This is a genomic window from Flavobacterium sp. (assembly GCF_004211145.1).
In the GTDB taxonomy this organism is placed as follows: domain Bacteria; phylum Bacteroidota; class Bacteroidia; order Flavobacteriales; family Flavobacteriaceae; genus Flavobacterium.
The window spans coordinates 14,387-40,389 of the sequence record NZ_SEBS01000014.1; the positions used below are offsets into that span (position 1 = coordinate 14,387).

The 26,003-nt window shown below is 47.6% G+C and carries 18 protein-coding genes and 1 tRNA gene; 4 read left to right on the forward strand and 15 right to left on the reverse strand.

Annotated elements, in window-relative coordinates; translation table 11 throughout:
* Window positions 1-17 precede the first annotated feature (17 nt).
* The 4 genes from EOO50_RS08505 to EOO50_RS08520 all read right to left on the reverse strand — a co-directional run bounded on the left by EOO50_RS08505 (window position 18) and on the right by EOO50_RS08520 (window position 7,101).
* The gene (locus EOO50_RS08505; RefSeq protein WP_290839233.1) at window positions 18-1,676 is read right to left on the reverse strand and encodes a peptide MFS transporter; all 1,659 of its coding nucleotides are present in this window, start codon (window positions 1,674-1,676) and stop codon (window positions 18-20) included.
* Between the two features lie 10 nt (window positions 1,677-1,686).
* Window positions 1,687-3,570: a peptide MFS transporter gene (locus EOO50_RS08510; protein WP_290839234.1), complete on the reverse strand. Its 1,884-nt coding sequence runs from the start codon at window positions 3,568-3,570 to the stop codon at window positions 1,687-1,689.
* 21 nt (window positions 3,571-3,591) lie between these two features.
* Complete coding sequence (locus EOO50_RS08515; RefSeq protein ID WP_290839235.1) at window positions 3,592-5,763, reverse strand: S9 family peptidase; 2,172 nt, start codon at window positions 5,761-5,763, stop codon at window positions 3,592-3,594.
* A 261-nt stretch (window positions 5,764-6,024) separates the two neighbouring features.
* Window positions 6,025-7,101, reverse strand: a complete 1,077-nt coding sequence (locus EOO50_RS08520; protein WP_290839236.1) for a PA0069 family radical SAM protein — start codon at window positions 7,099-7,101, stop codon at window positions 6,025-6,027.
* A 125-nt stretch (window positions 7,102-7,226) separates the two neighbouring features.
* Here EOO50_RS08520 and EOO50_RS08525 point away from each other — a divergent pair, with 125 nt between their 5' ends.
* Both EOO50_RS08525 and EOO50_RS08530 read left to right on the forward strand, forming a co-directional pair.
* Window positions 7,227-8,570, forward strand: coding sequence for a hydroxymethylglutaryl-CoA reductase, degradative (locus tag EOO50_RS08525; RefSeq protein ID WP_290839238.1), 1,344 nt, complete (start codon window positions 7,227-7,229; stop codon window positions 8,568-8,570).
* 36 nt (window positions 8,571-8,606) lie between these two features.
* Complete coding sequence (locus EOO50_RS08530) at window positions 8,607-9,524, forward strand: GYDIA family GHMP kinase (RefSeq protein ID WP_290839239.1); 918 nt, start codon at window positions 8,607-8,609, stop codon at window positions 9,522-9,524.
* A 51-nt stretch (window positions 9,525-9,575) separates the two neighbouring features.
* Here EOO50_RS08530 and EOO50_RS08535 read toward each other — a convergent pair whose 3' ends face one another.
* The 7 genes from EOO50_RS08535 to EOO50_RS08565 form a co-directional block, all read right to left on the reverse strand.
* Window positions 9,576-11,642, reverse strand: coding sequence for a peptidylprolyl isomerase (locus EOO50_RS08535; protein WP_290839241.1), 2,067 nt, complete (start codon window positions 11,640-11,642; stop codon window positions 9,576-9,578).
* A 137-nt stretch (window positions 11,643-11,779) separates the two neighbouring features.
* On the reverse strand, window positions 11,780-13,030 hold the full coding sequence (locus tag EOO50_RS08540; RefSeq protein WP_290839242.1) for a hemolysin family protein: 1,251 nt from the start codon (window positions 13,028-13,030) through the stop codon (window positions 11,780-11,782).
* Between the two features lie 3 nt (window positions 13,031-13,033).
* Window positions 13,034-13,231: a hypothetical protein gene (locus EOO50_RS08545; protein WP_290839243.1), complete on the reverse strand. Its 198-nt coding sequence runs from the start codon at window positions 13,229-13,231 to the stop codon at window positions 13,034-13,036.
* Between the two features lie 48 nt (window positions 13,232-13,279).
* A complete protein-coding gene (gene lptC, locus EOO50_RS08550) occupies window positions 13,280-13,834 on the reverse strand; it encodes an LPS export ABC transporter periplasmic protein LptC (RefSeq protein WP_290839244.1) in 555 nt (184 codons plus the stop codon).
* Between the two features lie 3 nt (window positions 13,835-13,837).
* Window positions 13,838-15,124 carry a hypothetical protein gene (locus EOO50_RS08555; RefSeq protein ID WP_290839245.1) on the reverse strand — a complete coding sequence of 429 codons (1,287 nt, stop codon included), beginning with the start codon at window positions 15,122-15,124 and terminating at the stop codon, window positions 13,838-13,840.
* 25 nt (window positions 15,125-15,149) lie between these two features.
* Entirely contained in the window at window positions 15,150-16,415 is a 1,266-nt protein-coding gene (locus EOO50_RS08560; protein WP_290839247.1) for a hypothetical protein, read from the reverse strand.
* Window positions 16,408-17,139: a type III pantothenate kinase gene (locus EOO50_RS08565; protein ID WP_290839249.1), complete on the reverse strand. Its 732-nt coding sequence runs from the start codon at window positions 17,137-17,139 to the stop codon at window positions 16,408-16,410. The genes EOO50_RS08560 and EOO50_RS08565 overlap by 8 nt, the downstream gene beginning before the upstream one ends.
* A gap of 87 nt (window positions 17,140-17,226) precedes the next feature.
* Here EOO50_RS08565 and EOO50_RS08570 point away from each other — a divergent pair.
* Window positions 17,227-17,299, forward strand: a tRNA-Phe gene (locus EOO50_RS08570).
* Between the two features lie 127 nt (window positions 17,300-17,426).
* Here EOO50_RS08570 and EOO50_RS08575 read toward each other — a convergent pair.
* Both EOO50_RS08575 and EOO50_RS08580 read right to left on the reverse strand, forming a co-directional pair.
* Window positions 17,427-17,741: a hypothetical protein gene (locus EOO50_RS08575; RefSeq protein ID WP_290839251.1), complete on the reverse strand. Its 315-nt coding sequence runs from the start codon at window positions 17,739-17,741 to the stop codon at window positions 17,427-17,429.
* A 248-nt stretch (window positions 17,742-17,989) separates the two neighbouring features.
* Window positions 17,990-18,343, reverse strand: a complete 354-nt coding sequence (locus EOO50_RS08580; RefSeq protein WP_290839253.1) for a heavy metal-associated domain-containing protein — start codon at window positions 18,341-18,343, stop codon at window positions 17,990-17,992.
* A gap of 77 nt (window positions 18,344-18,420) precedes the next feature.
* On the opposite strand from EOO50_RS08580, the gene EOO50_RS08585 reads away from it, so the two are divergent.
* Window positions 18,421-19,989 carry a hypothetical protein gene (locus EOO50_RS08585; RefSeq protein ID WP_290839255.1) on the forward strand — a complete coding sequence of 523 codons (1,569 nt, stop codon included), beginning with the start codon at window positions 18,421-18,423 and terminating at the stop codon, window positions 19,987-19,989.
* 14 nt (window positions 19,990-20,003) lie between these two features.
* Here EOO50_RS08585 and EOO50_RS08590 read toward each other — a convergent pair whose 3' ends face one another.
* Both EOO50_RS08590 and EOO50_RS08595 read right to left on the reverse strand, forming a co-directional pair.
* Entirely contained in the window at window positions 20,004-22,973 is a 2,970-nt protein-coding gene (locus tag EOO50_RS08590) for an AsmA-like C-terminal region-containing protein (RefSeq protein ID WP_290839256.1), read from the reverse strand.
* A 119-nt stretch (window positions 22,974-23,092) separates the two neighbouring features.
* Window positions 23,093-25,945, reverse strand: coding sequence for an alpha-amylase family glycosyl hydrolase (locus EOO50_RS08595; protein ID WP_290839258.1), 2,853 nt, complete (start codon window positions 25,943-25,945; stop codon window positions 23,093-23,095).
* Between the last annotated feature and the right edge of the window lie 58 nt (window positions 25,946-26,003).

The following is a 26,003-nucleotide window of genomic DNA, read 5'->3' on the forward strand; positions in this document are numbered from 1 at the left end:
CACGAATCGACAACATGTTACCTGATGCCTTTCTCGGCCATTACCTTATTCAATTGTTTCAAAAGCACGAACATCAACGCCGTCGCGCCGAGCAGCAGCCCGAAGTTGAGCCAGAAAAAATTCGTCTTGTCTTCATACGAATCCCACATGCTGGCCAAAACGCCGCTTAATTTGTTCCCGATCGAAGTCGCGAGAAACCAGCCGCCCATCATGAGCGACGTGATGTTTACGGGACTGAGTTTGGAAACGACCGACAATCCCATCGGGCTCAGAAAGAGTTCCCCGATAGTGATTACCCCATAATTCGCGACGAGCCACCAAACGCTGACTTTCTCACTTCCGTTTCCGCCTGCTTTTACGGCTGCGACCATTACCAAAACCGATAATGCCGAGATCAAGAGACCGAACGCGATCTTTGTCGGAGTCGTCGGTTCTTTACCGCGACCTCGCAAAAATGTGAAGAACGCGATTACCAAAGGCGTCAAAATAATTACCCAACCCGGATTTATCGATTGGCTCAGATTGGACGACCAAAGTGAGATTTCGGCATTTTCGGCCGGAAGTTTTTCAGGCTTTACATTTTTGAAATACACGGGATAATTGACTTCCTTGACGACTTTCCCGTCGACTTTCTGAAGTCGGAACTGCTCATCGTACACGCCGACCGAATCTTTGGCGTATTTTATTTTCGACGACTGCTGCAAGGTGTTGAACACATTCTCGGTCGTGCCCGTGATTTGTCTTTCGGTGTAGCGATCGCCCCAAGTGTTGAGTGCCGATCCGTTCAATTTAAACACGGCCCAAAATAAAATTACGACCGAAAATATCGTCAGCAACGCACCGATCGGACGTTTTTCGTCGGGTTTTGCTCGGAAATACAAAGACGCGTAAAACAGGATTACGGGAATGCATGCGAAAATGAATGCGTCGGTGCTGTCGGAACCGAAAATGTACGCGTCGGGATTAGCATCGGACGCAACACCTTTTATGAACCAGCCGATGATTCCGAACACGATCGACGGCAACAAAATAAACAACACGATCTTACTGAACGGCATGTCTCCGGGTTGCACGCCTTTTTTCTGGTCGTGCGTTCCGTAATGTTTTATGCCGATCATGAACGTGATCACGCCGATGAACATCCCGACTCCGGCTGCCATGAACGCTTGTTGCCATCCGAAAAGGTTGTACAGCGCGGCCCCGAAAAAATTACAAACGAACGCGCCCACGTTGATTCCCATGTAGAAAATGTTGTAGCCTTCGTCTTTCTTGTTCCTGTATTCGTCGTTGTTGTAGAAGTTTCCGAGCAACGTCGAAATATTGGGTTTAAAGAATCCGTTCCCGAGGATTACGAGCGTCATCGCCGCGTACAAAACGGGAAGCGAATGTACGCCCATGAGGAAATATCCGATTCCCATTAGAATTCCGCCGAGAATGATCGACCTTCTATAACCTAAATATCTGTCGGCGATCAAACCACCGATGAATGGCGTCAGGAAGACCAATGCGATGAACGTTCCGTACAGATCGGACGCTTCTTTCTCGGTCATCGCGAAACCTTTTTCCACGTCTTTGAGATAAAGCGTGAAGATTCCGATCATCAAGTAATAACCGAAACGCTCCCACATTTCGGAAAGGAAAAGATATGGGAGCGCTTTAGGATGTTTATTCCACATAATTTGGATTTTAGCGGACGCCGTGCATCATTTTCTTGAGAACGGGCGTAAGCGCGAACAGGATGACCGACGCGATTCCACACAATACCACGAATACCATGAAGAAGTCATACAGGTCCGTAATTACGAATCCCGCGAAAGTCGGGTACTGCGCTTTTATGATTTGCTGGTCTTTTATCGTGGTAAGTTCCGCGGCAGTGAAGCTCGTATCGGATGCTTTGTAGCTGTCGACGAATTCCTTTTTCTCTTTTACGGCCGTTTCTTTTGCGCCTTTCTTTTCGGCAACCGCTTTGATTTTCGCGGCAACGTCAATATTGTTTTCTTTGGCTTTCGCGTTGTCGACTTCGGCAAGGTTTAGTTTTGCAAGTGTGAACAATTCGGCACCGTCGGCGATTTTGGTTTTGTCAAGCACGCCTTTCAAGTCGATGTTGGCTTTTTGCGCGATTTCATATTTGTCGCCAGTTGGAGGCAAAATCGAACCTAATGTTCCCGAAAGTGCATAACCAGCCGCGTTCGAGATAAAGAAAACGCCGTATGCCAACGAGGCGAAACGCTTCGGAGATAATTTTCCGACCAATGACAATCCGATCGGAGACAAACAAAGTTCGCCGAACGTCTGGATCAAATACAACAAAATCAACCAATAAATCGCCAACATTCCGTTGCCCAAATCTTTTACGTTGTGCGCGATGATGAAATAACTCAATGCGATCAATGCCAATCCGATAGATTGTTTTACGGTCGAGATCGGCTCTTGACCTTTCGCACGCAATCGGTCCCACAGCATACTGAACGGAACCGCAAACATCACGACGAACAATCCGTTGAAGATTTGTACCATCGAAGCCGGCATGTCCCAAATTCCGAGGAAGTTACGGTCGGTTTGATTGTCGGCGATGAACGTTAGCGACGAACCTGCCTGTTCAAATGCCGCCCAGAAAAAGATGATGAAAAACGACATCACGTAGATCACGCAAATACGTTGGATCTCGACTCTCGTAAGGGTTTTGTCGGTAAGGATAAGCGCCGCGAGCGTGATTCCGGCCGCGTAAATCATTGGATAAATGTATGTTTTCACGACGTTGTCGCCCTCGGTAAAGTAGTTGAACACGAAAAACAAGACCACGAACAAACCAACGCACATAAACAACGATCCTGTCGTGAAATGCGCTTTCTGAGCTTCGCCTTCTTCGTAGTCGCCTGAATCGTTTTTCGATGGCAATCCTCCGATCGGTTTACCTTCTGGCGTCACGACGTATTTGTTTTTAAGCATGTAGAAAGTCGCCGATCCGATAAGCATCGCAAGCGCCGCGACCAAGAATCCCCATTTGAACGCGTGGATGTCGCGAACGCCGCCGGCATCTTTCACGTCGCCCAGGAATGGACAAATGAATTGGCCCAAAAACGCTCCGATGTTGATTCCCATGTAGAAAATCGTAAACGCAGTGTCGAGCTTTGTTTTCTCTTGTTTCGGATATAAACTTCCGACCATTGAAGAAATGTTCGGCTTAAAGAATCCATTTCCGAAGATGATCACGCCGAGTGCCGTCCACATCAACGTGTTGGCGAGCGATAGATTACTTCCGAAGACCGACGCGCTGAAGAACAATAACATCTGTCCGCACGCCATCATCAATCCGCCGAGCAAGATACAGTTGCGGTTTCCGAAGAAACGATCGGCAACAAAACCGCCGAGCAGTGGCGTCAGGTAGCACAACCCGAGAAATCCGCCGTAGATCAAAGACGCGTCGGCCTCCTTCATCATGAGTGAATTTACGAGGAATAACGTGAGCAGCGCGCGCATTCCGTAGAAGTTGAAACGCTCCCACATTTCGGTACCGAAAAGTACCCAAAGTCCTTTAGGATGTCCTGTTTTTGCCTGAATTTCTGCCATTTTTATAGTTTGTATTGGTTATTATAAATTTTGTAGGATGAAGTTCGTCATCTTGTCGAACAGTTGGATGCGCGTTTTTCCGCCGTAGATGCCGTGATTTTTATCAGGGTAGATCGCCCATTCGAATTGCTTGTTGGCCTGCACGAGCGCTTCGACCATTTGCATGGTATTTTGCACGTGGACGTTATCGTCGGCCGAACCGTGGATCAGCAAATATTTTCCTTTCAGTTTGTCGACGTGGTTGATCGGCGAATTCTCGTCGTAACCCGCCGCATTTTCCTGAGGCGTTTGCAGGTAGCGTTCCGTGTAGACCGAATCGTAGAATCTCCAGTTCGTGACCGGAGCGACCGCGATCGCCATCTTAAATACGTCGGCGCCTTTCAAGATACAGTTCGACGACATGAAACCGCCGTACGACCATCCGAAAATCCCGATGCGCGTTTTGTCGACATACGGATAATTCCCGATGACTTTCGCCGCGTCGATCTGATCTTCAACTTCGAGTTTGCCCAAATCCTTTTGCGTAATTTTCTTGAACGCCGCGCCTTTGAAACCCGTTCCGCGCCCGTCGACGCAAACCGTGATATAACCTTGTTGGCTCAACATCATGAACCAATAATCGTTCGCGTCGAGCCAGTTATTGGCGACTTCCTGAGAACCCGGACCCGAATATTGGTACATGAAAACCGGATATTTCTCGGACGCGTCGAAGTCTTTCGGCTTGATCATCCAGGCGTTGAGCTCGACGCCTTTTTCAGTCTTGATCGTGAGGAATTCCTTCGCGGGCAAATTGTAGGCTTTTACTTTTTCGAGCAACGCTTTGTTGTCGGAAATCGCCTGGACTTCTTTGCCTGTTTTCGAATCGCGTAACGTGTACGAAGCCGGTTCGGTCGCGCTTGTGAAGCTGTTTATGTACAAATCGAAGTTCGGGCTGAACGTCGTCGCTGTATTTGTTCCGACTTGTGAAGAAAGTCGTTTCTTATTTTTTCCGTCGAGGCCGATACTGTAGACGTCGCGGTTTATCGAACCGTTCTCAACCGATTGGTAGAAAACTGTTTTATTCTTTTCATCGAATCCGTAATACGCCGTGACTTCCCAATTTCCTTTCGTGACCTGGTTCTTGAGTTTCCCGTTTTTGTCGTATACGTAAATGTGGTTGAAACCGTCTTTCTCACTCGTCCAAATGAAACTGTTGTCTTTCAGGAACGTGAGGTTGTCGGTGACATCGACATACGCTTTGTCTTTTTCGTTGAGTACGATTTTCGCTGCGCCCGAATTCCCGTCGACGAAAATCAAATCGAGGTTGTCCTGATGACGATTCAAGACCTGTACGCTCAACGTATTGGCGTCCTTCGTCCATTTCAATCTCGCGATGTAGAAATCGGAATAGTTCCCGAGTTTCACGTCTTTGTTTGATTTGGCCGAAACATCGTACAAGTGCAATGTAACGAGTGAATTTTTCTCGCCCGCTTTGGGATATTTGAATGTTTCTTCCTTCGGGTATAAATCTTTGTGGAAAACCGTCATCGTGAAATCGGGAACCGACGATTCGTCGAAACGGATATAGGCGATTTTCTTGCTGTCGGCGCTCCAGTCGAATGCACGGACGAACGCGAATTCCTCTTCGTAAACCCAGTCGGTGATGCCGTTTATGACGCTGTTCTTCTTGCCGTCGGTCGTGACGTTCGTACTTGTTTTGGAGGCGATGTCGTAGACGAATAAGTTGTTCGCTTTGGCGTAGGCGATTTTCGTTCCGTCAGGCGAAAAAGTCGGTTCCTGGACTTGTTCGAGAATTTTTGAAAGTTGCTTGCCTGCGATGTCGTACAAATAGAAATCGGCCGTGAAAGAGTGGCGGAAGATTTGGTTGCTTTGAGTCGCGATGAGGATTTTCTTCTCGGATTCGTCGAACGAATAACTGTCGATCGATTGCAATTCCTTGTGACTCTTGGTGTCGATCAACGTCGAAACTTTTTTCAAAGTCGCGAAATCGTATAGATCGATCGTCATGCTTCGTGCCGCGCGATCAAAATTCAGCACCGTGTATTGGTTCGTGTTTTTCATGGAAGCCAATTCGTCCATGCCTTTTGTGCGGAAAGCACCCGTGAAAATTTCCTCGACGGTTATCTTTTTTTGAGCCGAAACCGTCGCGCACACCAATAAAAAAAGCGCGGTAATCCTGAAAAGTTTAGTCATTTTTATGAGTAATATAAAAACCGTCAATGTTAGTGAAAAAAATGCATATAATGCTATTTTCACGTTGTTAAATCTGGTTTTTGGTTGATGGCGGTTGGTCGTTGAAACTGGGATTTGTTACGGGTCGTCCATCAAATTTTGTGTTTTTTTGCCACGAAGGCACAAAGACACGAAGATGGCAAAACATAAAACAGCTTTAAGAAAGTTTAGCAGCTAATTAAGTCTTCGCGACTTCGTGCCTTCGTGGCAAAATCAAACGTCTCAAAACAAACTCAACTGCCCATCGCGATACTGCTCGTACAAATCCTTGTTCAACGGCGGAAATTTCTTCCCTTCAAAGAACTTGCGTCTTGCCAAACGCATCTGAGCGTGGATTTGATCAGCGAAATTGCCGTCGCCACGCATACGGTTTCCCCAACGACTGTTGTTTAGGTTGCCGCCGTGACATTCCTTTATTTGATTCAGGACTTTTTGGGCGCGGTCGGGCATGGCTTTGTGCGCCCAATCGGTGAAGATTTCCCCGATAGCGCCATTCAGGCGAACGACCGTGTGCGCAATCGACAGCGCTCCCGCATCGGCGGCTGCTTTCGCGAGCGGCAGAACTTCGTGACTGTTGATTCCCGGAATGACGGGCGCTATCATCACGTTCACGGGAACCCCGTTGTCCGACAATAATTTCACGGTTTCCAATCGTTTCTTGATCGATGCAGTTCGCGGCTCGACGAGTTGGCGCGTTTTCTCGGACAATGAGGTTATCGAAATACTCACGCCTATCAAATCGTCCTGAGCCAATTTCGAAACGATGTCGATGTCACGCGAAATCAATGCGTTCTTCGTGATGATGCCGACCGGATGCCGATACTTGTAAAAAATCTCAAGGCATTGGCGCGTGATCCCGAATTTGCGTTCGGCGGGTTGGTAACAATCGGTGTTGCCGCTCATGATGATCGTCTGGGCTTTCCAGTTTTTGCTTTGCAGTTTTTCCTCAAGCAGATGAGCTGCGTTTTTCTTGACGAGAATCTTGCGCTCGAAGTCCAATCCCGCGCTGTAACCCCAATATTCATGGCTGTTCCGCGCGTAACAATAAATGCAGCCGTGTTCGCAACCTTGATAGCTGTTCATCGAATACGCCATGCCGACATCGGGGCTTTCGACGCGGTTCACGATGGTTTTTGGGAATACTTCGAGATAATGCGTCTTGTTCGGATCGGGGTCGTCACCTTCGGCGTTACAATAATTAAGAAAATCGTCGCTCACTTCATGCGATTCGGCAAAGAAACGGTTCTGCACATTTTTCTGCGCGCCTCTACCCCATATATAGTCACTTTTCTCTTCCATAATTCGCTTTCGAAAGATATGCAGTTGCAATGTTAAATCAATCAATATCGATGTTAAAAATCTTATGTTGTTGAAAAAAATCTTATAAACATTCATCCCTCAAGACTTCGCGATAAAAACTATCTTTGCAGCAATCAAAGTTGCCTCACATGGAAAAAAGCATAGCGGGTTTTTCGAAACTTTCAAAGGACGAAAGGATCAAATGGATCGCCGATACGTATTTCGACAGTCCTCAAAACGCGATTTCCTTACTCGAAAATTATTGGAATTCCGACGCGAAACTGCAGCAATTGCACGACGATTTCATCGAAAATACGATCACGAATTTTTACCTTCCGCTTGGCATCGCGCCAAATTTCGCAATCAACGGAAAGACATATACGATTCCGATGGCGATCGAGGAAAGTTCGGTAGTTGCCGCGGCTTCGAAGTCGGCGAAGTTCTGGTCGACGCGAGGCGGTTTTAAAACGACAGTGCTGAACACCGAAAAAATCGGGCAAGTCCACTTCATTTTCCAAGGCGACAAAGAAAAACTCCAAGGTTTTTTCCAACTCATCAAACCGCATTTTTTCTACGATACGGAACCTCTGACGAAGAACATGCAACAACGGGGCGGCGGAATCCTCAACATTGAATTACGCGACAGGACATCGGAAATCCCAGGTTATTTCCAGCTTCATGCGACGTTCGAAACCAAGGATTCGATGGGCGCGAATTTCATCAATTCATGTCTCGAGCAATTCGCCAAAACATTGAAAGCCGAAGCCGATGAATACGAAGGTTTCTCATCGGAAGAAAAAAACATAAAAATCGTGATGAGCATTCTCTCGAATTACGTTACCTCGTGCATCGTTCGCGCCGAAGTTTCGTGCAAAATCGAAGAGCTCGCCGAGAAAAACATAATCGATCCGCAAGCGTTCGCCGAGAAATTCGTCACGGCCGTCCAGATCGCCGAAATCGAACCCTATCGCGCCGTGACGCACAACAAAGGCATCATGAACGGCATCGATGCCGTAGTTCTGGCGACCGGAAACGACTTCCGCGCAATCGAAGCCGCGGCTCACGCTTATGCTTCAAAAGACGGACGTTACGCAAGCCTTTCGCACGCCAAAATCGAAGACGGCAACTTCCATTTCTGGATGGAAATCCCGTTGGCTTTGGGAACGGTCGGCGGTTTGACATCTTTGCATCCGTTGGTCAAATTCGCCTTGGAAGTGCTTGAGAAACCGTCGGCGCCTGAACTCATGCAGATCGTCGCCGCGGCCGGACTCGCACAGAACTTCGCCGCCTTGCGTTCGCTCACGACCACGGGAATCCAGGAAGGCCACATGAAAATGCACCTGAACAATATCCTGAACCAGTTCGAAGCGACCGACGAAGAGCGCGAATCGGTTCGGAAATATTTTAAGAAACACGCGATTTCACATGCGGCCGCGGTGAACTTCATCGAAAGCCTGCGCAAGAACTAGAAACCGATCGTTCGCTCGCCCGGCTACAAAATACCTATGAAAAAACGATTTTACTCCAACGGAAAACTGCTCATCACCGGCGAATACGTCGTACTCGATAGAGCTGTTGCGTTCGCTTGTCCGACGAAATTCGGGCAGGATTTGATCGTCGAGGAATCATCGGGCGAAAAAATCGATTGGAAAAGCTTAAATAGCGACGGCAGCGTTTGGTTCGAGGATTCGTTTGCATTTGCCGAAATATGCAATCCCGATTACGTCGAAAAAAATGACAACGTCAGGAATACCTTACTTGAGATTTTACACGAAGGCTGGCTAAAAAATCCATCGTTCCTTGAAAACGCGAAAGGTTATTCGATCACGACGAACCTCACCTTCCCGAGGAATTGGGGTTTGGGAACGTCATCGACCTTGATCAACAACATCGCGCAATGGCTCGGGATCGACGCGTTCGAATTGCTTTGGAATAGTTTCGGCGGCAGCGGTTACGACATCGCTTGCGCGCAAAACGACTCGCCTATTTTGTATCGGATCGCCGATGGAAATCCTCAGGTCGACATCATCGACTTCCATCCGTATTTCACCGCCGATCTGTACTTCGTCTATCTGAACAAAAAACAAAGCAGCAAGGCGGCTATCGCGACATATCAACAGAATCGAGAGAAGAACATCAAGCCCATCGTCGACAGGATCAACCGCGTGACGCACGAAGCGATATCGGCTCCCGACATGAAATCGTTCGCGCATCTGATGGAAAAACACGAAAGCATCCTTAGCGACGTACTCGAAATGCAGACCGTCAAGGAAGCATTGTTCCCCGATTTCAAAGGCGTCGTCAAAAGCCTCGGCGGTTGGGGCGGGGATTTCGTAATGGCCGTGAGCCGTGAGAACCCGACCGAATATTTTAAGAAGCGCGGTTATGAAACCGTCATACCGTTCAGCGAAATGATATTATAAAAAAAATCCCGAACGAAACGCTCGGGATTTTTTATGTGTAAAGAAATTCTCTTAGTAATTGAATTTCGTTCTGTTGTCTTCGATGTCGGCGTCGGCTTTAAGCGCAGGAACAACGCGTCCAGGATAACCTGCCGTGACTTGCTTGAGCTTGTTCGTGTAATCGACGTGTTCTTTGATCGCAGGCGCTTTGGCAACGATTTTCGGCTGCACCATATAAACTCCTGAATTTCCTTCGATCGGTTTTGAAACTTTCCCGGCTCCAAGCGCGATGGCAGCTCCAACTACTTTCGGCTCTTGGCCTGCATTTGGAATTACGGCGTTTTCAAGAGTCAAGTCGGTTGCAGTTTGAACCGTCGTGTTGTTGGCTTGAGCAACGGCAGCGAGTGATCCGCCTTTCATTTTGGCGATGATCATCTCGGCTTTCTTTTTATTTTTAAGGATCGGCTCGACGCTTACACGCGCCTCGTCAAGAGAAAGAAGTCCTTCCGGATTCACTTTCGTAAGTTTTACGATCACGTTACCCAAATTCACGACTTCGAAACGCTTCACGTCGCCGGCTTCAGTCTTGCTGTTGAACGCCCATTGCACGATTTGACGTTGGTTTCCGATGTTTCCGAAAGCTTCGTCCATAGCTTTGACTTTCACTTTTGGAACGATAGTCAATTTCTCGGCTTTCGCCACCGATGCGAAATCTTTGTCGTTCGCTTCCATCTCCACTTTTACCGCTTGTTGGTAAAGTGCATCGGTCGTCGCGTCAGACGGCTCGATTTTTTGGGCGATGATCGCCAATCTGACCGCATCTTGCTTGTCGGTAACATTGATTACGTGGTATCCGAATTGCGTCTCGACCAAACCTATCGTACCGATTGGATTGTTGAATACGAAATCGTTGAACGGCTTCACCATTTGTCCCGATGAAAAATATCCAAGATCACCGCCTTGTTGGGCCGATGAATCGTCAGAATTCGTAAGCGCCAACATCATGAAACCTGATGGATTCGCTTTTGCCTGCGTCAACAAAGCTTCTGCTTTCGCTTTTGCTTCTTCTTTGGTTCTTTTCTCACGCTTGTTCGGCACTTGGGTTCCTTCCCAGCTGATCAAAATGTGACTTGCTTTTGCGTTCGCTCCGGCCTTGCGCCCCATTCCGCGGGTAATCGCATAGTAACCGCCTTGCATGTACGGTCCGTAGATCGCGCCGACAGGAAGGTTGAACAACGCTTCGGCGTGCTCTGTAGGAAGGTCTTTTTTGGCGATGTAAGTCGAATCGTAAGGGACATCTGAATGTTTGTTCACGAAATCAGGAACGTCATTCGTCGTGCGGAAGTTTCCTGTGGTGTCAGTCGAAGTAAGCAACGCGTCGATGCTCGCTTTCACTTCAGCTTCATCCTTAGCCGATGGTTTGTCTTCGATCAGCACGTATTCAAGCTCGCGGTTCTCGTCAGCCTTATAGCGCTTTTCGTGTTTTTTCATGTAGTCGGTCAACTCGGCATCAGTGATCTTAACGTCGCTGTCTTTAACCGATGAGAACAAAACGGCAACGTAATCGAATGTCGCTTTGGTCGTTTCGGCCTCATATTTATATTTGGCTTCGGCTTCGGTCACGAAAACTCCGCCTTTTACCAATGTGTTGTACAAAAGATATTTTGCATTCAAGGTGGCGTTTTTCTCGCTGTCTTTGAAAGCTGCGGCCATTTCCGGGTTCGAGCTTACGAATTCCTGGAATTTAGCAACGTCGAATTCACCTTTGTCGTTCTTGAACATTGGGTTCTGACCGATCTGTTGGTCGTTCTTCAACGCTTCAAGGATGTGTTTTTCGCCGACGCGGATACCCAATTTGTCGAACTCCGCCGAAAGCAACGCGATCGCCACTTCACGGTCCCAAACGCTGTTTGAAGCCTGTGTAAGCGACATTCCTTGTCCACCTTTTTCAGCATTGCTCACCTTAACCCGGAAATCCTCGTACGTAATGTCTTTGCCGTTTATGCTTCCCACGTCTTTAGACGCCATACCGATGTTACCGCTGGTAAACAAATCACCGATGAGGAACGCTAATAAACAAAATCCGATCACACCTATCAGGAGCATTGAGCGCTGTCTGATTTTTGATAAAACTGCCATTTTATATTCTTGATTTTTATTTCAGTTTGCGAAAATACAATTATCTATTTAATAACCATAAACTAATGGAATTATTTCCATTTTTTAGATTGATAGATTTCAGATTGACAGATTTTCAGATGGCAAAAGAACTTCAGTTAGCCGATGACCATTTTGACGAGCTCGATTTTTTTGTTCGTGGCCTGTTCGATCGTGAAACGGAAGTTGCCGATTACGACCTGTTCGCCTTTTTGAGGAATCTCGTTCGTGGAATTCACGATGAATCCGCCGAGCGTGCTGTAGGAATCGCCCTCAGGAATGTCCAGATTGTACGTTTCGTTGAGATATTCCACATCGAGACGCGTGGAAAAAAGCCAGGTCGTGTCGTTGATTTTCTCCTCGGTCTGTTTTTCGATCTCGTCGTGTTCGTCCTCGATCTCCCCGAAAAGTTCCTCGACGATGTCTTCAACCGTCATGATGCCCGCCGTTCCTCCATATTCATCGAGCACGACGGCAACACTTTTGCGTTTCTTCGTGAGCAGATCGAGCGCGTCCTTAATATATATGGTCTGCGGGACGAATTCTACGGGAATCATCACCTGCTTGACGCGGCGCGGCTGTCGGAACAATTCGAACGAATGCACGTAACCGATGATGTCGTCGAGCGATTCCTGATACACGAGGATTTTCGAATAACCCGTTTCGATGAACAATTCACGCAATTCCGAAACCGGCGCGTAGATATCGATCGCCGAGATTTCCATGCGCGGCGTCATGATATCGCGTGCCTTCACGCCTGAAAAATCGAGCGCGTTCTGGAAAATCTGGATTTCCGAATCGACTTCCTCGTGCGCCTCGACCGTACTCATTTGTTCGGTTATGTAATTTCCGAGCTCGACCTTGCTGAAAAACACTTGTACCGGATCGCTTCCGGTCCCAAAGAATTTCTTGAGGATTATGTCGGAAAACCAAAGGATGAGCGTCGAAATGTAATAGAAAATCTTGTAGAAGACGTAGGCCGGGAACGCGAAGAAACGCATGAGGCTGTTGGCGTAGATCTGGAAAAATACTTTGGGCAGGAATTCTGAAGTCAGCAAGATCACGACCGTCGCGATCAACGTCTGCAACAACAAATTCGACAACATCGTAAACTGGTAAGGCTGCAACCAACGCAGTAAAAGCGCCGACGCGAAATAGCCGTAAACCACGAGCGCCAGGTTGTTGCCAACGAGCATCGCCGCTATGAATTTCGACGGTTTTTCAGTGAGTTTGGTGAGAATTCCGGCGAGGAAACCGTCTTGTTTCTTCTCGATTTCAAGATAGATCTTGTTCGACGAGACGAACGCGATTTCCATGCCCGAAAAGAACGCGGCCAGTATCAGGCTAGTAATTATGATACCGGTTTCCATCGCTTATTTTTTATCGCGCCTGTTGTCCTCGAACTTGCGCGCAAACTTCATCCTGAAGAAAAACATGAAGATCGAAAGCGCCGCGATCACGAACCAGATCCAAAATCCTTCTTCGTGGTCAAGGTAGCGCAACACGCCCGTATAGATGAAAAATAGCCCTGCGGCGAGATAAATGTAAGGTACGATTTTTAGATAACCCATAAGTTTGTGATTGGCCTTTACGAATATAGTGAATATTCGCGGGCGGTTTTACATGTCGTTGCCGCGTTCGATCTCACCCGAGATCTTTTGCGAGTTCACGACTTTGAAATCTTTGCTGAAGTCGACGCCTTGGCCGTACGAAACGCCTTTCGGGTCAGTGAATTTGAATTTCTTTTCAGTGAAGAACCATTCGTTTTTCTGATCGAAATACAATTGTTCGGTTTCGAGGCGCGAACCCGTGTCGGTCCAGATGTTCACGTTGCCTTGAAGGTCGATGAGATCGGTTCCTTTGTAACTCACCGCGTAATCTGATTTCACGTAGGTTTTCTTCTGGTTCTTATCGTAGAACGTCACGAGAACGCCTTTCGGGAATTCGATGAACGGATATTGCACCGCTCCGTAATCGAGCATCTTCGGGCTTTTTAGGATCGATGTGATGCGGCCTGAATCGGTGTATTTCAAATTGAAATCGTCGGCTTCCCCGCTCGGCGTAAATTCCGAAAAGCTCATTTTCTGGACTTCCTTGAAATTACTTTCGCACGAGATGCTGCCGACGAGTAAGATCGCCAACACCAAAATGCTTATGTAGTTGCGTAATTTCATGTTTTAGAGTTGCGGCACATCGACCGTTTCATTGATCCAACAGCCAAATGCAATGGTTTTTCCCGCCATTTTCGCTTCTTTGATTTCAGCCGATGTCGGTGCTTTCTCATTGTATTTCTTGACCATCTTGTCGAGGGCGTTCATTTTTGGATCGGCCGAAACCGCTTTTTTCATCGTCTCGGCGGCAAGCCAATTGAGCGCTTTCTTCTCGAAGTCGTTCTTGGCGCAATCTTTCCCTGCGTCGGCATACAATTGCGCAAGCAGAATGTAGGATTTGGCGAAGTTCGGTTGGACTTCGAGCGCTTTTTGGGCGTATTCCTTGGTCTTCGCTTTATCCGACTGCATGTAGATCATCGATGCGATCGTGAAATAGGTCGCGGCTTTATCACTCGGATCCTTACTTAAATCGGCCGATTGGTTGAAATATTTCGCCGCATCTTCCAATTTCCCGGCTTCGAAAGCCATCGTTCCGAGATTGTACGCCGATTGTGAAGTCGGTTTGAGGTTTTGTTGCGCCTCGGATATTTTCGAAAAAATCGGGCTTCTCACACATTGCTTGTCGAGTAGTTTTTTACTTGCGACGCCGAGCCAGATCGTGTCCTTTTTTCGGGCTTCGAACACTTCTCCGTAGTATTGGCTGAGGGTTTCGCAGGTTTCGAAATCAGAAACCAGCCTGTCCATCGTATCGGCATAACGCTCGTTCGCTTTCGCATTTCCGGGAGATTCGGCCGTGAGCTTCGCCAAATGCGTCGCCAGCGCGTCACGTCTTACCAAGATGTTTTTGGGTGTAATCGTTTTGTCGCCGGCTTTTTGTTTTTCGACGTAAAGTTTCAGATACAGGTGCAGCGCGTCGACGTCCTTGAAATTCGACGGATTCTTGAATGCCTTGTCGAGTAGCGCGTAAATTTCGTCGCTCGTCCCGACCTTGTAGTGATCCATCGCCATCGCTTTATACAATGCGATCGGCACAGGATTATTCGGATAGTATTTGTTGTAATCGTCGTACAGTTTCAAAAGTTCCTGTACGCCACGTTCCTTTTGGTCGGCGGGAACGCGGTCGATCCGGAATTTTACGATTTCGAAGCCTTTGGTGTAAATTCTCTCGTCTAACGTCGGACATTTCTTGCGCAGTTCCGACCACGGAATCCACGCCTTGTCGTATTCGTTCGCCTTTACGAGGCTGTCGACCGAATAAAGTTTCAACTGGCAATCCCTGTCAGGCTTCTGCGTTTGGGAAAGACCCGAAACGACACATATTAGCACGAACAAAATAGCAAATTTCCACTTCATGACTTAATTCTTTTAAGGTTGACGTTTAGTCGTATTTGCGTCGGACGAACCATCTATCGTTGAACGAAAGTCCAACCGATAAATTGAAGTACTTTTCTTCGACAAGCCCGTACGCTTTCGTGCCGCGCTTACCGTATTCCAATCCGATGTTTACGTTCGAGAACGCGCCTCCGATAGGCAATCCCAATCCGACGGTTCCTGCCGCATCGTGTATGGATTGTGCGTTTATGACCAAACCTGTGTTTTCATATCGGCCACCGGCTCGGTACGTTACGCGACTCAGATAGCTGCTGAATGAATTGTAGTTCGGAATATAATAACCACCGATGCTGTATTTTATTGCGTTTTCAAATCCGACATTCGTAAAATTGCCCGAGTCGAAACGGTTTGCCTGGTCTTTGTAATCCTGGAACGTTACCTCGGCTCCGACTTGCCATTTGGTCGGCTCGCCTAAACCTCCACCGATGCTGAATCGCGTCGGAAGCCTGAGATCCAATTTAGACCGTACGCCCGGAATGGAATCGACGACTACTGTCGCTCCCGAATTTTGAAATTGGACGGTGTTCAGACGGATAATGTTGTCGGCGCTCAATTTGGTTCCCGGTGTATACGTTACGCCCGCGAATGCGCGCAATGTCTTGTTTATTTTGCCTTCGTACATCAATCCGGCGTTCATGCTCATGCCTCGGACCTCGGTGATATTTTGTTCCCTCGTGCCGAATTGCACCCCGAAAACGCGCTGCGTGACGGTTGTCTCGATGTTTCCAAAGTTATAGTTCAAGTCAATCCCGATCCTGAAATTTTTTGTCATTTTATATCCGACGCCCGCAAAAACGCGATTCAACCCGCCCGTTCCTGAGAAGCTTCTCGTGGAAACTTCATCGTCCGGCAACAATACTTCGGTCCTTATCTTATAACCTACGGACGTGTATGGCATCAATCCGAACGAAACGCCCCATTTCTGGCCAACCGGTAAACCTACCGCAAGGTAATCGAGTACGACGCGCTTGGCTTGTTCGCTTTTTTGTTCGGTCGTGAGGTCGGCCCAAGAAGAAGTTCCTCCAATTGTGAATGTCGTTAGCTTCAATGATGAAAAAGACGCCGGGTTTTGTATATTTATGTGGATACTGTCGGGAAAAATCGTAAGCCCGCCCATTGAGCGGTTTTCAACGGTTCCCTTGAAGCGCTGATCCCCGATTCCGTAAAAAGAATATGGAGAATAACTGCCTTCCTGCGCAAAAGAAATGAACGACAGCAGCAAGCATGCGCTTACCAGAATTTTTTTAATCATTTAGGATAAATTGAAATGTTCGGTTCAAACTTTCGAGCAGAAAATTTGGATTGGCAAATATGGTATTTTTTAATTGCTTAGCCAAAAAAACTGTATCACCGCCAGTTAAAATTATGATAAAGTTTGGCCAGCGTTTTCGGGCGGAATCGATGAATCCGTCGATTTCATTCACCACGCCGTTCACGACTCCCGAATGTATGGCCGCAGCCGTCGAATCGCCGATCGGATCGGGCGGAATTTCCTGCGTCAACAAGGGCAATCTCGCCGTGTAATTGTGCAGTGCTTCATACCGCAATCGGATTCCGGGCGAAATGGATCCGCCAAGATAATTGTCGTCGGAATCAATATAATCGTAGGTAATGCAAGTTCCGGCGTCGATCACGAGCCTGTTCCGCTTGGGAAATTCAAGCACCGAACCCGAAGCCAAAACCATTCGATCAATTCCCAAAGTTGCGGGCGTCGCGTACTTATTTACAAAGGGAAAGATTGTTTCGTGCGTAATGAAATGGACTTTTACGCGACTTTCGAACTCCAAAATGCCTTCGTGTCGTGTTTTTCCTACCGACGCGACGACCAAATTTCCTATATTCGGATACGCATCGAGAATTTCCCAAACCTTTTTTTGCCAGTCGCTTTCCAGCGTCACGAATTGATGCACGATCGCATCCTGCTCAAATACAGCGCCTTTCGTTCTCGTATTCCCGATGTCGATTGTAAGTACCATTGGGCGCGAAGGTACGAATAGATTTTTTTACGCTTTTTGTTTTGCATAGATTAAAAATCATTCTATATTTGCACCCGCATCTGCAAAGGTACCTTAGCTCAGATGGTAGAGCAATGGACTGAAAATCCATGTGTCCCTGGTTCGATTCCTGGAGGTACCACAAATTAACCCGAACAACTCGTTCGGGTTTTTTGTTTTTATTATTTTCTCGTTTTTAAGAACGGTTCCTATAACCGCCTGTATTTTCGACACGAAGACTCGAAGACGCTAAGTCACGAAGATTTTTGTTAGTAAAGAATTACATTCAATTGATTTTCGTCGTACGTGAATTTCGTTATGAAACCCTTTCGCAATGCTTCTTTGATCACCGCGAACGAATGAATGGGATCGAGTTTGAGCAAATGATGGAACGAAACCTTGACGTAAAACGTGTCTTTTAATCGTGTGATGAATTTTTTCGTATTGCCTGTCACTCTTTTTCCATCGCGCCCGAAGTAGAAAAGCCGCGGATGGTCGAGCTCGTCAATTAGAAAATCCCCGACGTTTTGCGGATCTGGTAATTGGTCGAGTTTACATTTAAATATCAAGGTATGCGTAATCATGGCGAAAGCTTTCAGGCAAGCTAACTCCAAATACGACTATAAAAATTACAGATTACGACGGTATATTTGCACATACTCTTCGTCGCAAACCGCGATTTTGCTAAGTTTTTAGTGTGAAGATTATCTCAAAGGCGAAATTCCACCACTCTCTTTTTAATCGATAAAGTGCTTTGAAAATGTCGATTTAACAGATTGTCGAAAAAATCGCAAACTGTCTTTTCGTGGAACGCGACCAATTTCATTTGGATTTATGCTTTCTTGCAACAGGCGTCGAGTTTCTCATAGGAAGCCGGATCAGCTTTGATTTCATCGGCGTCGTAACCCAATTTGCTGATGGCGGTTTTTACCTTGCTCAAATCGGTTTTTTTGGAGTTGTAGGTTACTGTTATCGTCATCGCTTTTTCGTCGAGCACGACCATTTGAACGCCTTTCTCCTTGAGCAATGTCTTTTGGAATTTGTCGCCGCAGGTTTCACATTGTTTGCAGTGATCGCAATTGATCAGTGTTTTTATGGTTGCGGTCTGCACGGTTTTTTGGGCCGAAATGTCTTGTGCGAAAAGTAAAACAAACGCCACTAAAAAAATTTTGATTGCTGATTTCATGTAATCTTTTTTAAACGGATCGTAAAAATATCACAATATCAAAAACGCCGCGCGAATATTCGCTATTTTTATTCGACATGAAAAAACACCTCAAGAAAATCCTCATCGGAATCGGTGCATTCGTCCTGCTCGTCATCGCGTTCGGGTTGTACTTCAATTATTATTGGATCGACAAGAAACTGCCGCTGATCATCAACGAGAAGAACAAATCGCCGTACTTCATCACGTACAAGAATCTCAACGTGTCGCTGTTGACCTCGACGATTACGGCCTCTGATATTTCAATCGTGCCCAAAGCCGCACTCAAGGACAGCATCAACAAAGCCGGAATCTTTGCGAGCGTCGAGTCAATTGAAGTACGCGGAATAAGCGTCTGGAGCCTGATTGTAAGCGATCGTATAAAGGCCAGGCGCGTCATTATCCAAAAACCGAAAATCACGCTGTACAAGAAAGACGAGAAGAAAATTCAATATTCAAAAAGTTTGAGCGCCGATGTCGTGGCACCGTTCGAAAAAGTCATCAGCGTCTCTGAAGTCGAACTCCACAACGGCGACGTCACGATCTTATATCCGAAATCAGGCAAACCAATGCTTACGGCTCGCAACATTTCCATCGAACTCAACGGAATCGCGATCACCGACGACGTGCTCAAACGCAAAATCCCGTTCGCCTACGAAACCTATTCGTTCGATTGCGACAGCGTCTATTACAAGCCGAACGTCACGTATCATATAAAAACGGGCAAAATCGCCACGAAAAATGACGGCTTTACACTCGAGAAACTCGAATACCTATGCGATCTGAGCCGACCCGCGTTCATAAAATCGCTTGAAACCGAGCGCGACATGTACAACATCAAGGTCGAAAAACTCAACCTAAATAATTTATCCTGGGGATTTCGCAAGGACGATACGTTGTTCGTGCATTCGAGCAAGTTGCAGCTTGACAACGTGAACGCGAATATCTTCCGAGACAAGCGCGTCGCCGACGATTTGCGCAAGAAAAAACTCTACAACTCGCTCTTGCGTGATCTTGGTTTCGATTTGCGCATCGACACGTTGGCGATCAAAAATTCGGTATTGGAATATGAGGAACAAGTTGGGGACGGCGGCCCCGGAAAACTGCGCTGGAGCCCGTTCAACCTTACCGCGACAAACATCTACAGCGGTTTCGAACAGACGAAATTGCCCGATGTCAAGATCGTAGTCGCGGCGAAATTCATGGATGTCGCACCTATGAACGTCAAATGGAATCTCAATGTGCTCGACAAGTCAGATGGTTTCCGGATTCGCGGCAGCATCAAGAAATTTCCCGTCGAGCAACTGTCGGACTTCAGCAAACCCTACATGAATTTCACGGGAAAAGGAATCCTGGATGAAGTCTATTTCGATTTCAAAGGCAACGACAACGGATCGAAAGGCAACTTCGGGATCAATTACGACGACTTGAAATTCACGATCTACAAGAAGAACGACCGCCAGAAAAAGAACAAATTCCTCACTGCGGTCGCGGGAATTTTCGTCAAGAAAGACAGCAAGGAAAAAGTCAAGCAGACCGAGATCGAAGTCGAACGTGAGAAAGACAAATCGTTCTACAATATGTTTTGGAAAAGCATAGCCGAAGGCCTAAAAAAAATCCTGATCTAAGTCAGGATTTTTTTTTATTTCGTTTTCGTTTCGGGTTCTGTTTTCAAGGGAATTTTCTCGTCGCGGATTTTGTCGGATTTTTTATCGTCGGACTTCTTCTCATCCTTTTTCTTTTCATCATCTTCTTTCTTCGCCTCCGCCTTTTCCTTTTTGAGTTCCTCGGTCTTGGTTGGCGTCGCATTTCCCTGAGGCTGCGTGATTACGGGCTTCCCGCCGTACTCGGTCGCTTCGACTTCATCGGTCGATTTACTGAACACTTTGATTTTCGGGTCGGAATGCGTCCCGGTAATCGCAATCGGGATTCCGATCAATCCGAAAGGCGGCAAACCAAGCCTCATGCGCAACGCAAGCTGGCCGTCGAAACTCGTTTTCCCTTCGAACCGCAAACGGAAAACGGCGACTTTCATGCGCGTACGCTCGACCGTGATCACGTTGTCTTTGATTTTCGTGTTGATGTCCACGCGAGACAGATCGGGATCGTTCAAACCGTCGGAACCCGTTTTCTTGCTGATTCCGCCGAACATTTTTAGGCCTTTTATCTTCACGCTTTTGAGCGAAACCACGCCACCGCCTTCAAGCGATGGATAGACGGGATCCATGTTGGCGTCGAGCACGCCGTTCAGTTTGTAGTCGACCGAGATGATTCCCTCGGCATTCCCAGCCGATGTCGCGAGTTCCTTGAACATCTCGATTTCCTTGAACGCGCGTTGCACGTCGAAATTTCGTGCGCGGAAACGCAAGTCGAAACCGGCTTTCGTGGTCGAGGCGTCGTCGTACATGCCGTCTAGATTCAATGTCGCGCCGACGATATCGAGCTGCGTTCCCTTGAACGTGACTTTTCCTTTGCTCACGCCGACGGTTCCCCTGATCTTCTCAGGCGTAAGATCGTCATACTTGACTTTTGCGATGTTCGTCGAGAGCGAGACGTCGAGGTTTGTGGGAACGACGATCACGCCGCTTCCTTGTTTGGCCGGCGGTTCGCTTGGCTTTGGACTGTCTTTGGTTTCGACGACTTCAGACTTCGTCGGAGCCGTTGGTTCTGCCGGTTTGTTGGCCATGAACTCGTTCACATTTATGTATTTCGAATCGAGCTTGAAACTGCCGTGGAGCGTGCCGCGTTTCTCGAAAAAGTAATTGATCGCGTTGATGAGTCGGCCGTTGAGCGCGAAATCCGATTGGCCGTATGTGGCGGCAAATTCGTTGAAATTCATCTTCTCGCGGTCGAAAACGAACGCGCCTTTCTTGATCATGAACGGTTTCGGGAATGCGTCCATCGAGGCCTTGATGTCGCGAATGAGCAACGTCCCGCTGTTGTCGAGTTTCGAATATTGTCCCGTCGTCGCGTAGCTTTGGCGGCCTTTGAGCTTGACGTCGGACTTTATGTAACCCGTTACGTCGATCCCTTTTTGGGCGAAAACTTTGTAGATCGCTCCAATGTCGATCACGCCTTTGGCACGGACATCATAATCGACATCATCGAAATTCGAGAACGCCGCCTGCAGGTCGAACGGATTTCCTTCAAACGTGAAGCGAGCGGGTTTGATCGCGATTTTGGTGTCGCTGAATTTCCCGTTTCCGTTGAGCGCGCTCAGATCAAAATTGATATCGGTTATCGGATTCGGATAATACGACGTCTTGAGCCAAGCGTTCCTAAGCAGGATTTTTCCGTTGGTTTTTGGGAACAAACGCTTCTCGGAATCATAAATGCCGTTCGCTTCGACGTTCATATTGAGTTTTCCTCTCATGTCGACGACGCTCAAACCAAGTGATTTGTCGAGCGTTTCGAGATCGAGGTTTCCTTTTACGTTCGCCTTGATGTCAAGCGATTTCACGCCCGTGGTTTCCACGTAAGCCCGCATGTATTCGTCCCCGAGTTTGAACGTGAGCGAATCGAGTTTCACGCTCAAGCTGTCGGTGTTCAACGACGGAAGGACCGCCTGAAAATTCAGGTTGATGTCGCTTGTCGGCAACGGTGCGCCCGTGTATTCGATGTAACCGTCGGTGATTTTGGTGCTGAACGCGAGCGACGGATTCCGGTTCGTGGTCGCGTCGTATCGGCCTTTGAACGTGAGCAACAAATCGATATCGCCTTTGACTTTCGAGCTTTCGAGCCAGGTCACGTACTCGGGCGGAAGCGCCGTGAATAAATCCTGCAGGTTACTACCGATCGACGATACTTCGACGTCGATATAATACCCTTCTTTGAGGATATTGAAATCGCCTTTGAAATTTATGGGAAGTTTGTTGATTTTCAAATCGTTTCGCTGGAAACTGAACGTGAGCGCGTTCGTGTTGATGCGCGTGACCAGTTCGGCACTTACGTTTTTGCGTTGCAGATACGGTTCGCCGTTGTACACGAAATCAAAGTTTCCGATCTCGGCGTCGGTTTCAAGATCGAATACCGACTGGTCGAGATTTCCTTTTCCGAGGTAGTTGAAATCCTGGGCCGAGATCAGCATCTTAGCCGATTTGTCTTCGTACCGCAATCGGCAATGCGAAATGTCGATGCGATCGAGTCGGACGGATGTATTTGAAACGGTGTCGGTGGTCGGTTCTTCCTCCTCAGAAACATAGACGTTGTAATTCGCCAAACCTTGTTCGTTAACCATGACGTTAACGACGGAATTGTCGACATAAATCTCGTCTATGCTCACTTGATTGTCGAAAATTAGTCGTTTCAGATTGATGCCGAATGCGACTTCCTCGGCCGCTATCAACGTGTCGTTCTCGAATGGGGCCGAACCTTTAAGCGAGAAATTGTCAAGCGTCACGGTAAGTGACGGGAAATGGTTGAAGAATGAGATGTTCGCCTCGGTGAAATTGAGTTCGCCCTTGAGTTTTTTATTGGCGAAGACTTTGACCTGCTCAGCAAGCGTTCCCGGAAATAACAACGGAATTAGGAAAAGCAATAATAAAATCGATCCGATTGTGATTCCCGTCCATTTAAGGATGCGCAGCGATATGGTCTTAAAACGTCTGTTCATAAGACAAATATAATCCAAATGTTAAATTTTACGATTGGCTTTTAGCGTTGCTTTAAGAAACAAAAAAGCCTCTCCGGTAGGGAAAGGCCTTTTTTAACTTAACTAAAACTAACTCGAAATTATTCTTTTACAAGTTTCATCGTTTTTTCGCGACGGTATTCGTCAGTCGCTTTTACGAAATAGACACCGCGCGTCAAATCGCTGATGTCATACGATGTCCCGATCGATTGACCCTGGAACGTCTTGACCAATTGGCCGGTCACCGAGAATACTTGCAGTTGTGCAACGTCGGCTGAAATTGCGAACGCGCTCGAAGCCGGATTCGGATACAAGGCCATGTTTACTGTCGTGTCGAATTGGTCGGCTGATAGGGAAACAGGCTGGTTTCCGTACACTCGGAATTGTCCTGCGGGAACTGAAATCGTGGCTGTCGCATTGGTAACCGTCATCGGGGTGTTGTCCATCAGGTTGTACCAAGTTCCCGTGTATGGAAAACTCGGGTTGATCGATTGGGCAGCTACCGAGAAATTCGCGATTACGACAACGTTTCTCAATTGCGTCGCTGGAAGTGAATTGTCATATACATAGATTCTTTGGCGAATGTTGTTCGCATCGGGGCTGATATCGTAATTTCCTTCAAAAACAGGCTCCTGGATCTTGAGCTGGATCATCTTTTTGTAGTTGTTGTAGATCTCAGCGCGTTGCGTAACGCCCAACCAATTGTTGGTCCATTGTTCCTGCGGTTTCGTGTCGAGTTTGCAATCGCCTGTGATCACGCCCGATTCGTCATTTACGGTTCCGTTGTTACACGTGTAAATGGAATCGTCGTAACCCAGTTCGGCAAAATGCCAGATCATTTTCGGACCCGGAACAAGCAATGAAGTTGCTCCGATCGATGACATCCTTCCCAATGAATTGTTCAGGTTGTTCAACGGCGGACTTGCTCCGGCACCGTTTCCGTAAGTCATCATGCCATAGACCATTCTTTCTTTGTCATGGCTTTCAGGATATCCGATAAGGCGTTTCCCAGCGAAGTTGTGCGCGACGTGGCCAACGCGAGTGATCACGCCGTCAGTCGGGTAACCTTTTGCAAGCTGGCTGTATTGGTACGCCATTTCGCCCCACATCATGACGCCTTTGCTCGGCGTTTCGTTGAGCCTGTAATCAGCCCATTGTTTTTCTTCGGTGTCGTTTCCGAGGTGTTCGAAAATCGCATAGTGCGTTGGGTCAAGCGACCATGAATAATCGACGTAATCTTTTAGGATCGGTACGCGGTCAGCGGGTGAACCGTTCGTACACGTCTCGTCGGACGCCGTACACAATTGCGTGAAACCTTTTGTCAAATCCCAACGGAAACCGTCGATCTTAAACTCTTGTATCCATTGTTTTTGGACGCGGTACACGTATTCTTTCGTCAGTAGCGAAGAATGGTTGAAGTCGTTTCCGACGCTGTACGAGTGGCGCGCGACTTCGTTGAAATACGGGTTGTCGGCAGCCGGTTCGCCCCATCCGTCTCCGTCGGGATCTTTCATCCACATACGCACCATCGGGTTGCGCCCGAATGCGTGGTTAAGTGCGACGTCAAGGATTACCGCGATTCCATTTTGGTGGCAAAGGTCAACGAGTTCTTTCAATTTCGCCGCCGAACCATAAAATTTGTCGAGTGCCATGTGGAAAGACGTGTTGTAACCCCAGCTTTCGTTGCCTTCGAATTCCATTACGGGCATCAATTCGATAGCGTTGATCTTCAAATTCTTGAAGTAATCGATACGGTCGATGACATCTTGGTAACGACGGTTCGCGTCGAAATCACGAACCAAAAGCTCGTAAATCACCAAGTCTTCTTTCTTAGGTTTTACGAAATTCGTAACCTGCCAGTTGTATGGCGTTTGCCCTGTTTGCAAAACCGTCACATCACGATCCTGTCCTGCCGGGAAAACCGGCATATTCGGGTAGGAAGTCGCGGGAATGTAAGGATCGTCGTATGGATTTACGACCAATGTCGAATATGGATCGGCTGTTTTTACCAAAGCCGGGGAATTCGTCGTGGGCGTCGTGTCGACTACCCAGTATTGATAGTAGGCGTATTGACCTGCTGTCAAACCTGTAAGTTCGAGCCAGAATTTGCCGCTTGTACCGTCTTTTTTCATCGCATGCGCCGACGTCGGATTGAAGCCGTTGAAACTTCCCGCAACATACACGAAATCCTTGCCCGGCGCCGTAAGCACGAGCGTCGCCTTCGTAGCGTCAGATGCATTGTAATTGATACCGTCGACCAATCCCGCGGGAATTGTCTGGGTAACCGTTCCCGGATTGACGACGACTGCGAATTTGCGTGTGTGCGTGGTCGTTCCCTGTACGATTTGCAATTCGTAGTTTTTATTCGCCGTTATGTTGGTATCGGTAAAGCTGTAGTTCGCGGTAGTCGCGTTGTTGATGCTTACGCCGTTCGCCAATAGGTTGTAATTCGCGTTCCCGTTGGTGTTGTTTGCCGCGATGGCAAGGCTTCCACCCGAGTTTACGATCGTAGTGCCGTTCAATACAGGCGCCGTCAAAGTTGCCTGGAATGCGCCTACGGGAATGTAGAAGTCAGTACTTTGGGCGCCTCCGGTATCCGATCGGAAAACGATGCAGATCTGCGTGATCGAGTTCGAAGTGCTAACTCCGTAATATGTGTACAAATCGGGGGTGATTTCAAGCTTGTATGTAGTTCCTGACACAAGTGTCAATGCTGGTTGGACCGTATTTTGTCCCCATTGGCCGATCACGTTGGACCAGTTCGTACTGTTCACCGTAACGCCGGTGTGGGCGTAGATCGTACCGTTGTAAGTCGCGAGACCTGTTCCGGCTTTGTTGAAGAAAATGGTCACCGGAGCGTTCGCTTCAGGCGGTGACGGTGTGGTAGTTACCTGGGAAATCGACACACATGATACCAGACTCAGTACCCAGATAAATAAATAGTTTTTGATCATAGCTTAAAATGTGAAAAAAGGGCTCTCGCGAAAGAGCCCTTTTATTAATTTCTACAGA

Excerpts from the sequence above, each read along its gene's own strand:
- EOO50_RS08535 (WP_290839241.1), bottom strand. The coding sequence starts at position 11,642 with ATGGCAGTTTTATCAAAAATCAGACAGCGCTCAATGCTCCTGATAGGT.
- EOO50_RS08575 (WP_290839251.1), bottom strand. The coding sequence starts at position 17,741 with ATGATTACGCATACCTTGATATTTAAATGTAAACTCGACCAATTACCA.
- EOO50_RS08555 (WP_290839245.1), bottom strand. The coding sequence starts at position 15,124 with ATGAAGTGGAAATTTGCTATTTTGTTCGTGCTAATATGTGTCGTTTCG.
- EOO50_RS08530 (WP_290839239.1), top strand. The coding sequence starts at position 8,607 with ATGAAAAAACGATTTTACTCCAACGGAAAACTGCTCATCACCGGCGAA.
- EOO50_RS08560 (WP_290839247.1), bottom strand. The coding sequence starts at position 16,415 with ATGATTAAAAAAATTCTGGTAAGCGCATGCTTGCTGCTGTCGTTCATT.
- EOO50_RS08540 (WP_290839242.1), bottom strand. The coding sequence starts at position 13,030 with ATGGAAACCGGTATCATAATTACTAGCCTGATACTGGCCGCGTTCTTT.
- EOO50_RS08505 (WP_290839233.1), bottom strand. The coding sequence starts at position 1,676 with ATGTGGAATAAACATCCTAAAGCGCTCCCATATCTTTTCCTTTCCGAA.
- EOO50_RS08510 (WP_290839234.1), bottom strand. The coding sequence starts at position 3,570 with ATGGCAGAAATTCAGGCAAAAACAGGACATCCTAAAGGACTTTGGGTA.
- EOO50_RS08595 (WP_290839258.1), bottom strand. The coding sequence starts at position 25,945 with ATGATCAAAAACTATTTATTTATCTGGGTACTGAGTCTGGTATCATGT.
- EOO50_RS08580 (WP_290839253.1), bottom strand. The coding sequence starts at position 18,343 with ATGAAATCAGCAATCAAAATTTTTTTAGTGGCGTTTGTTTTACTTTTC.
- EOO50_RS08585 (WP_290839255.1), top strand. The coding sequence starts at position 18,421 with ATGAAAAAACACCTCAAGAAAATCCTCATCGGAATCGGTGCATTCGTC.
- EOO50_RS08590 (WP_290839256.1), bottom strand. The coding sequence starts at position 22,973 with ATGAACAGACGTTTTAAGACCATATCGCTGCGCATCCTTAAATGGACG.
- EOO50_RS08545 (WP_290839243.1), bottom strand. The coding sequence starts at position 13,231 with ATGGGTTATCTAAAAATCGTACCTTACATTTATCTCGCCGCAGGGCTA.
- EOO50_RS08515 (WP_290839235.1), bottom strand. The coding sequence starts at position 5,763 with ATGACTAAACTTTTCAGGATTACCGCGCTTTTTTTATTGGTGTGCGCG.
- EOO50_RS08565 (WP_290839249.1), bottom strand. The coding sequence starts at position 17,139 with ATGGTACTTACAATCGACATCGGGAATACGAGAACGAAAGGCGCTGTA.
- EOO50_RS08520 (WP_290839236.1), bottom strand. The coding sequence starts at position 7,101 with ATGGAAGAGAAAAGTGACTATATATGGGGTAGAGGCGCGCAGAAAAAT.
- lptC (WP_290839244.1), bottom strand. The coding sequence starts at position 13,834 with ATGAAATTACGCAACTACATAAGCATTTTGGTGTTGGCGATCTTACTC.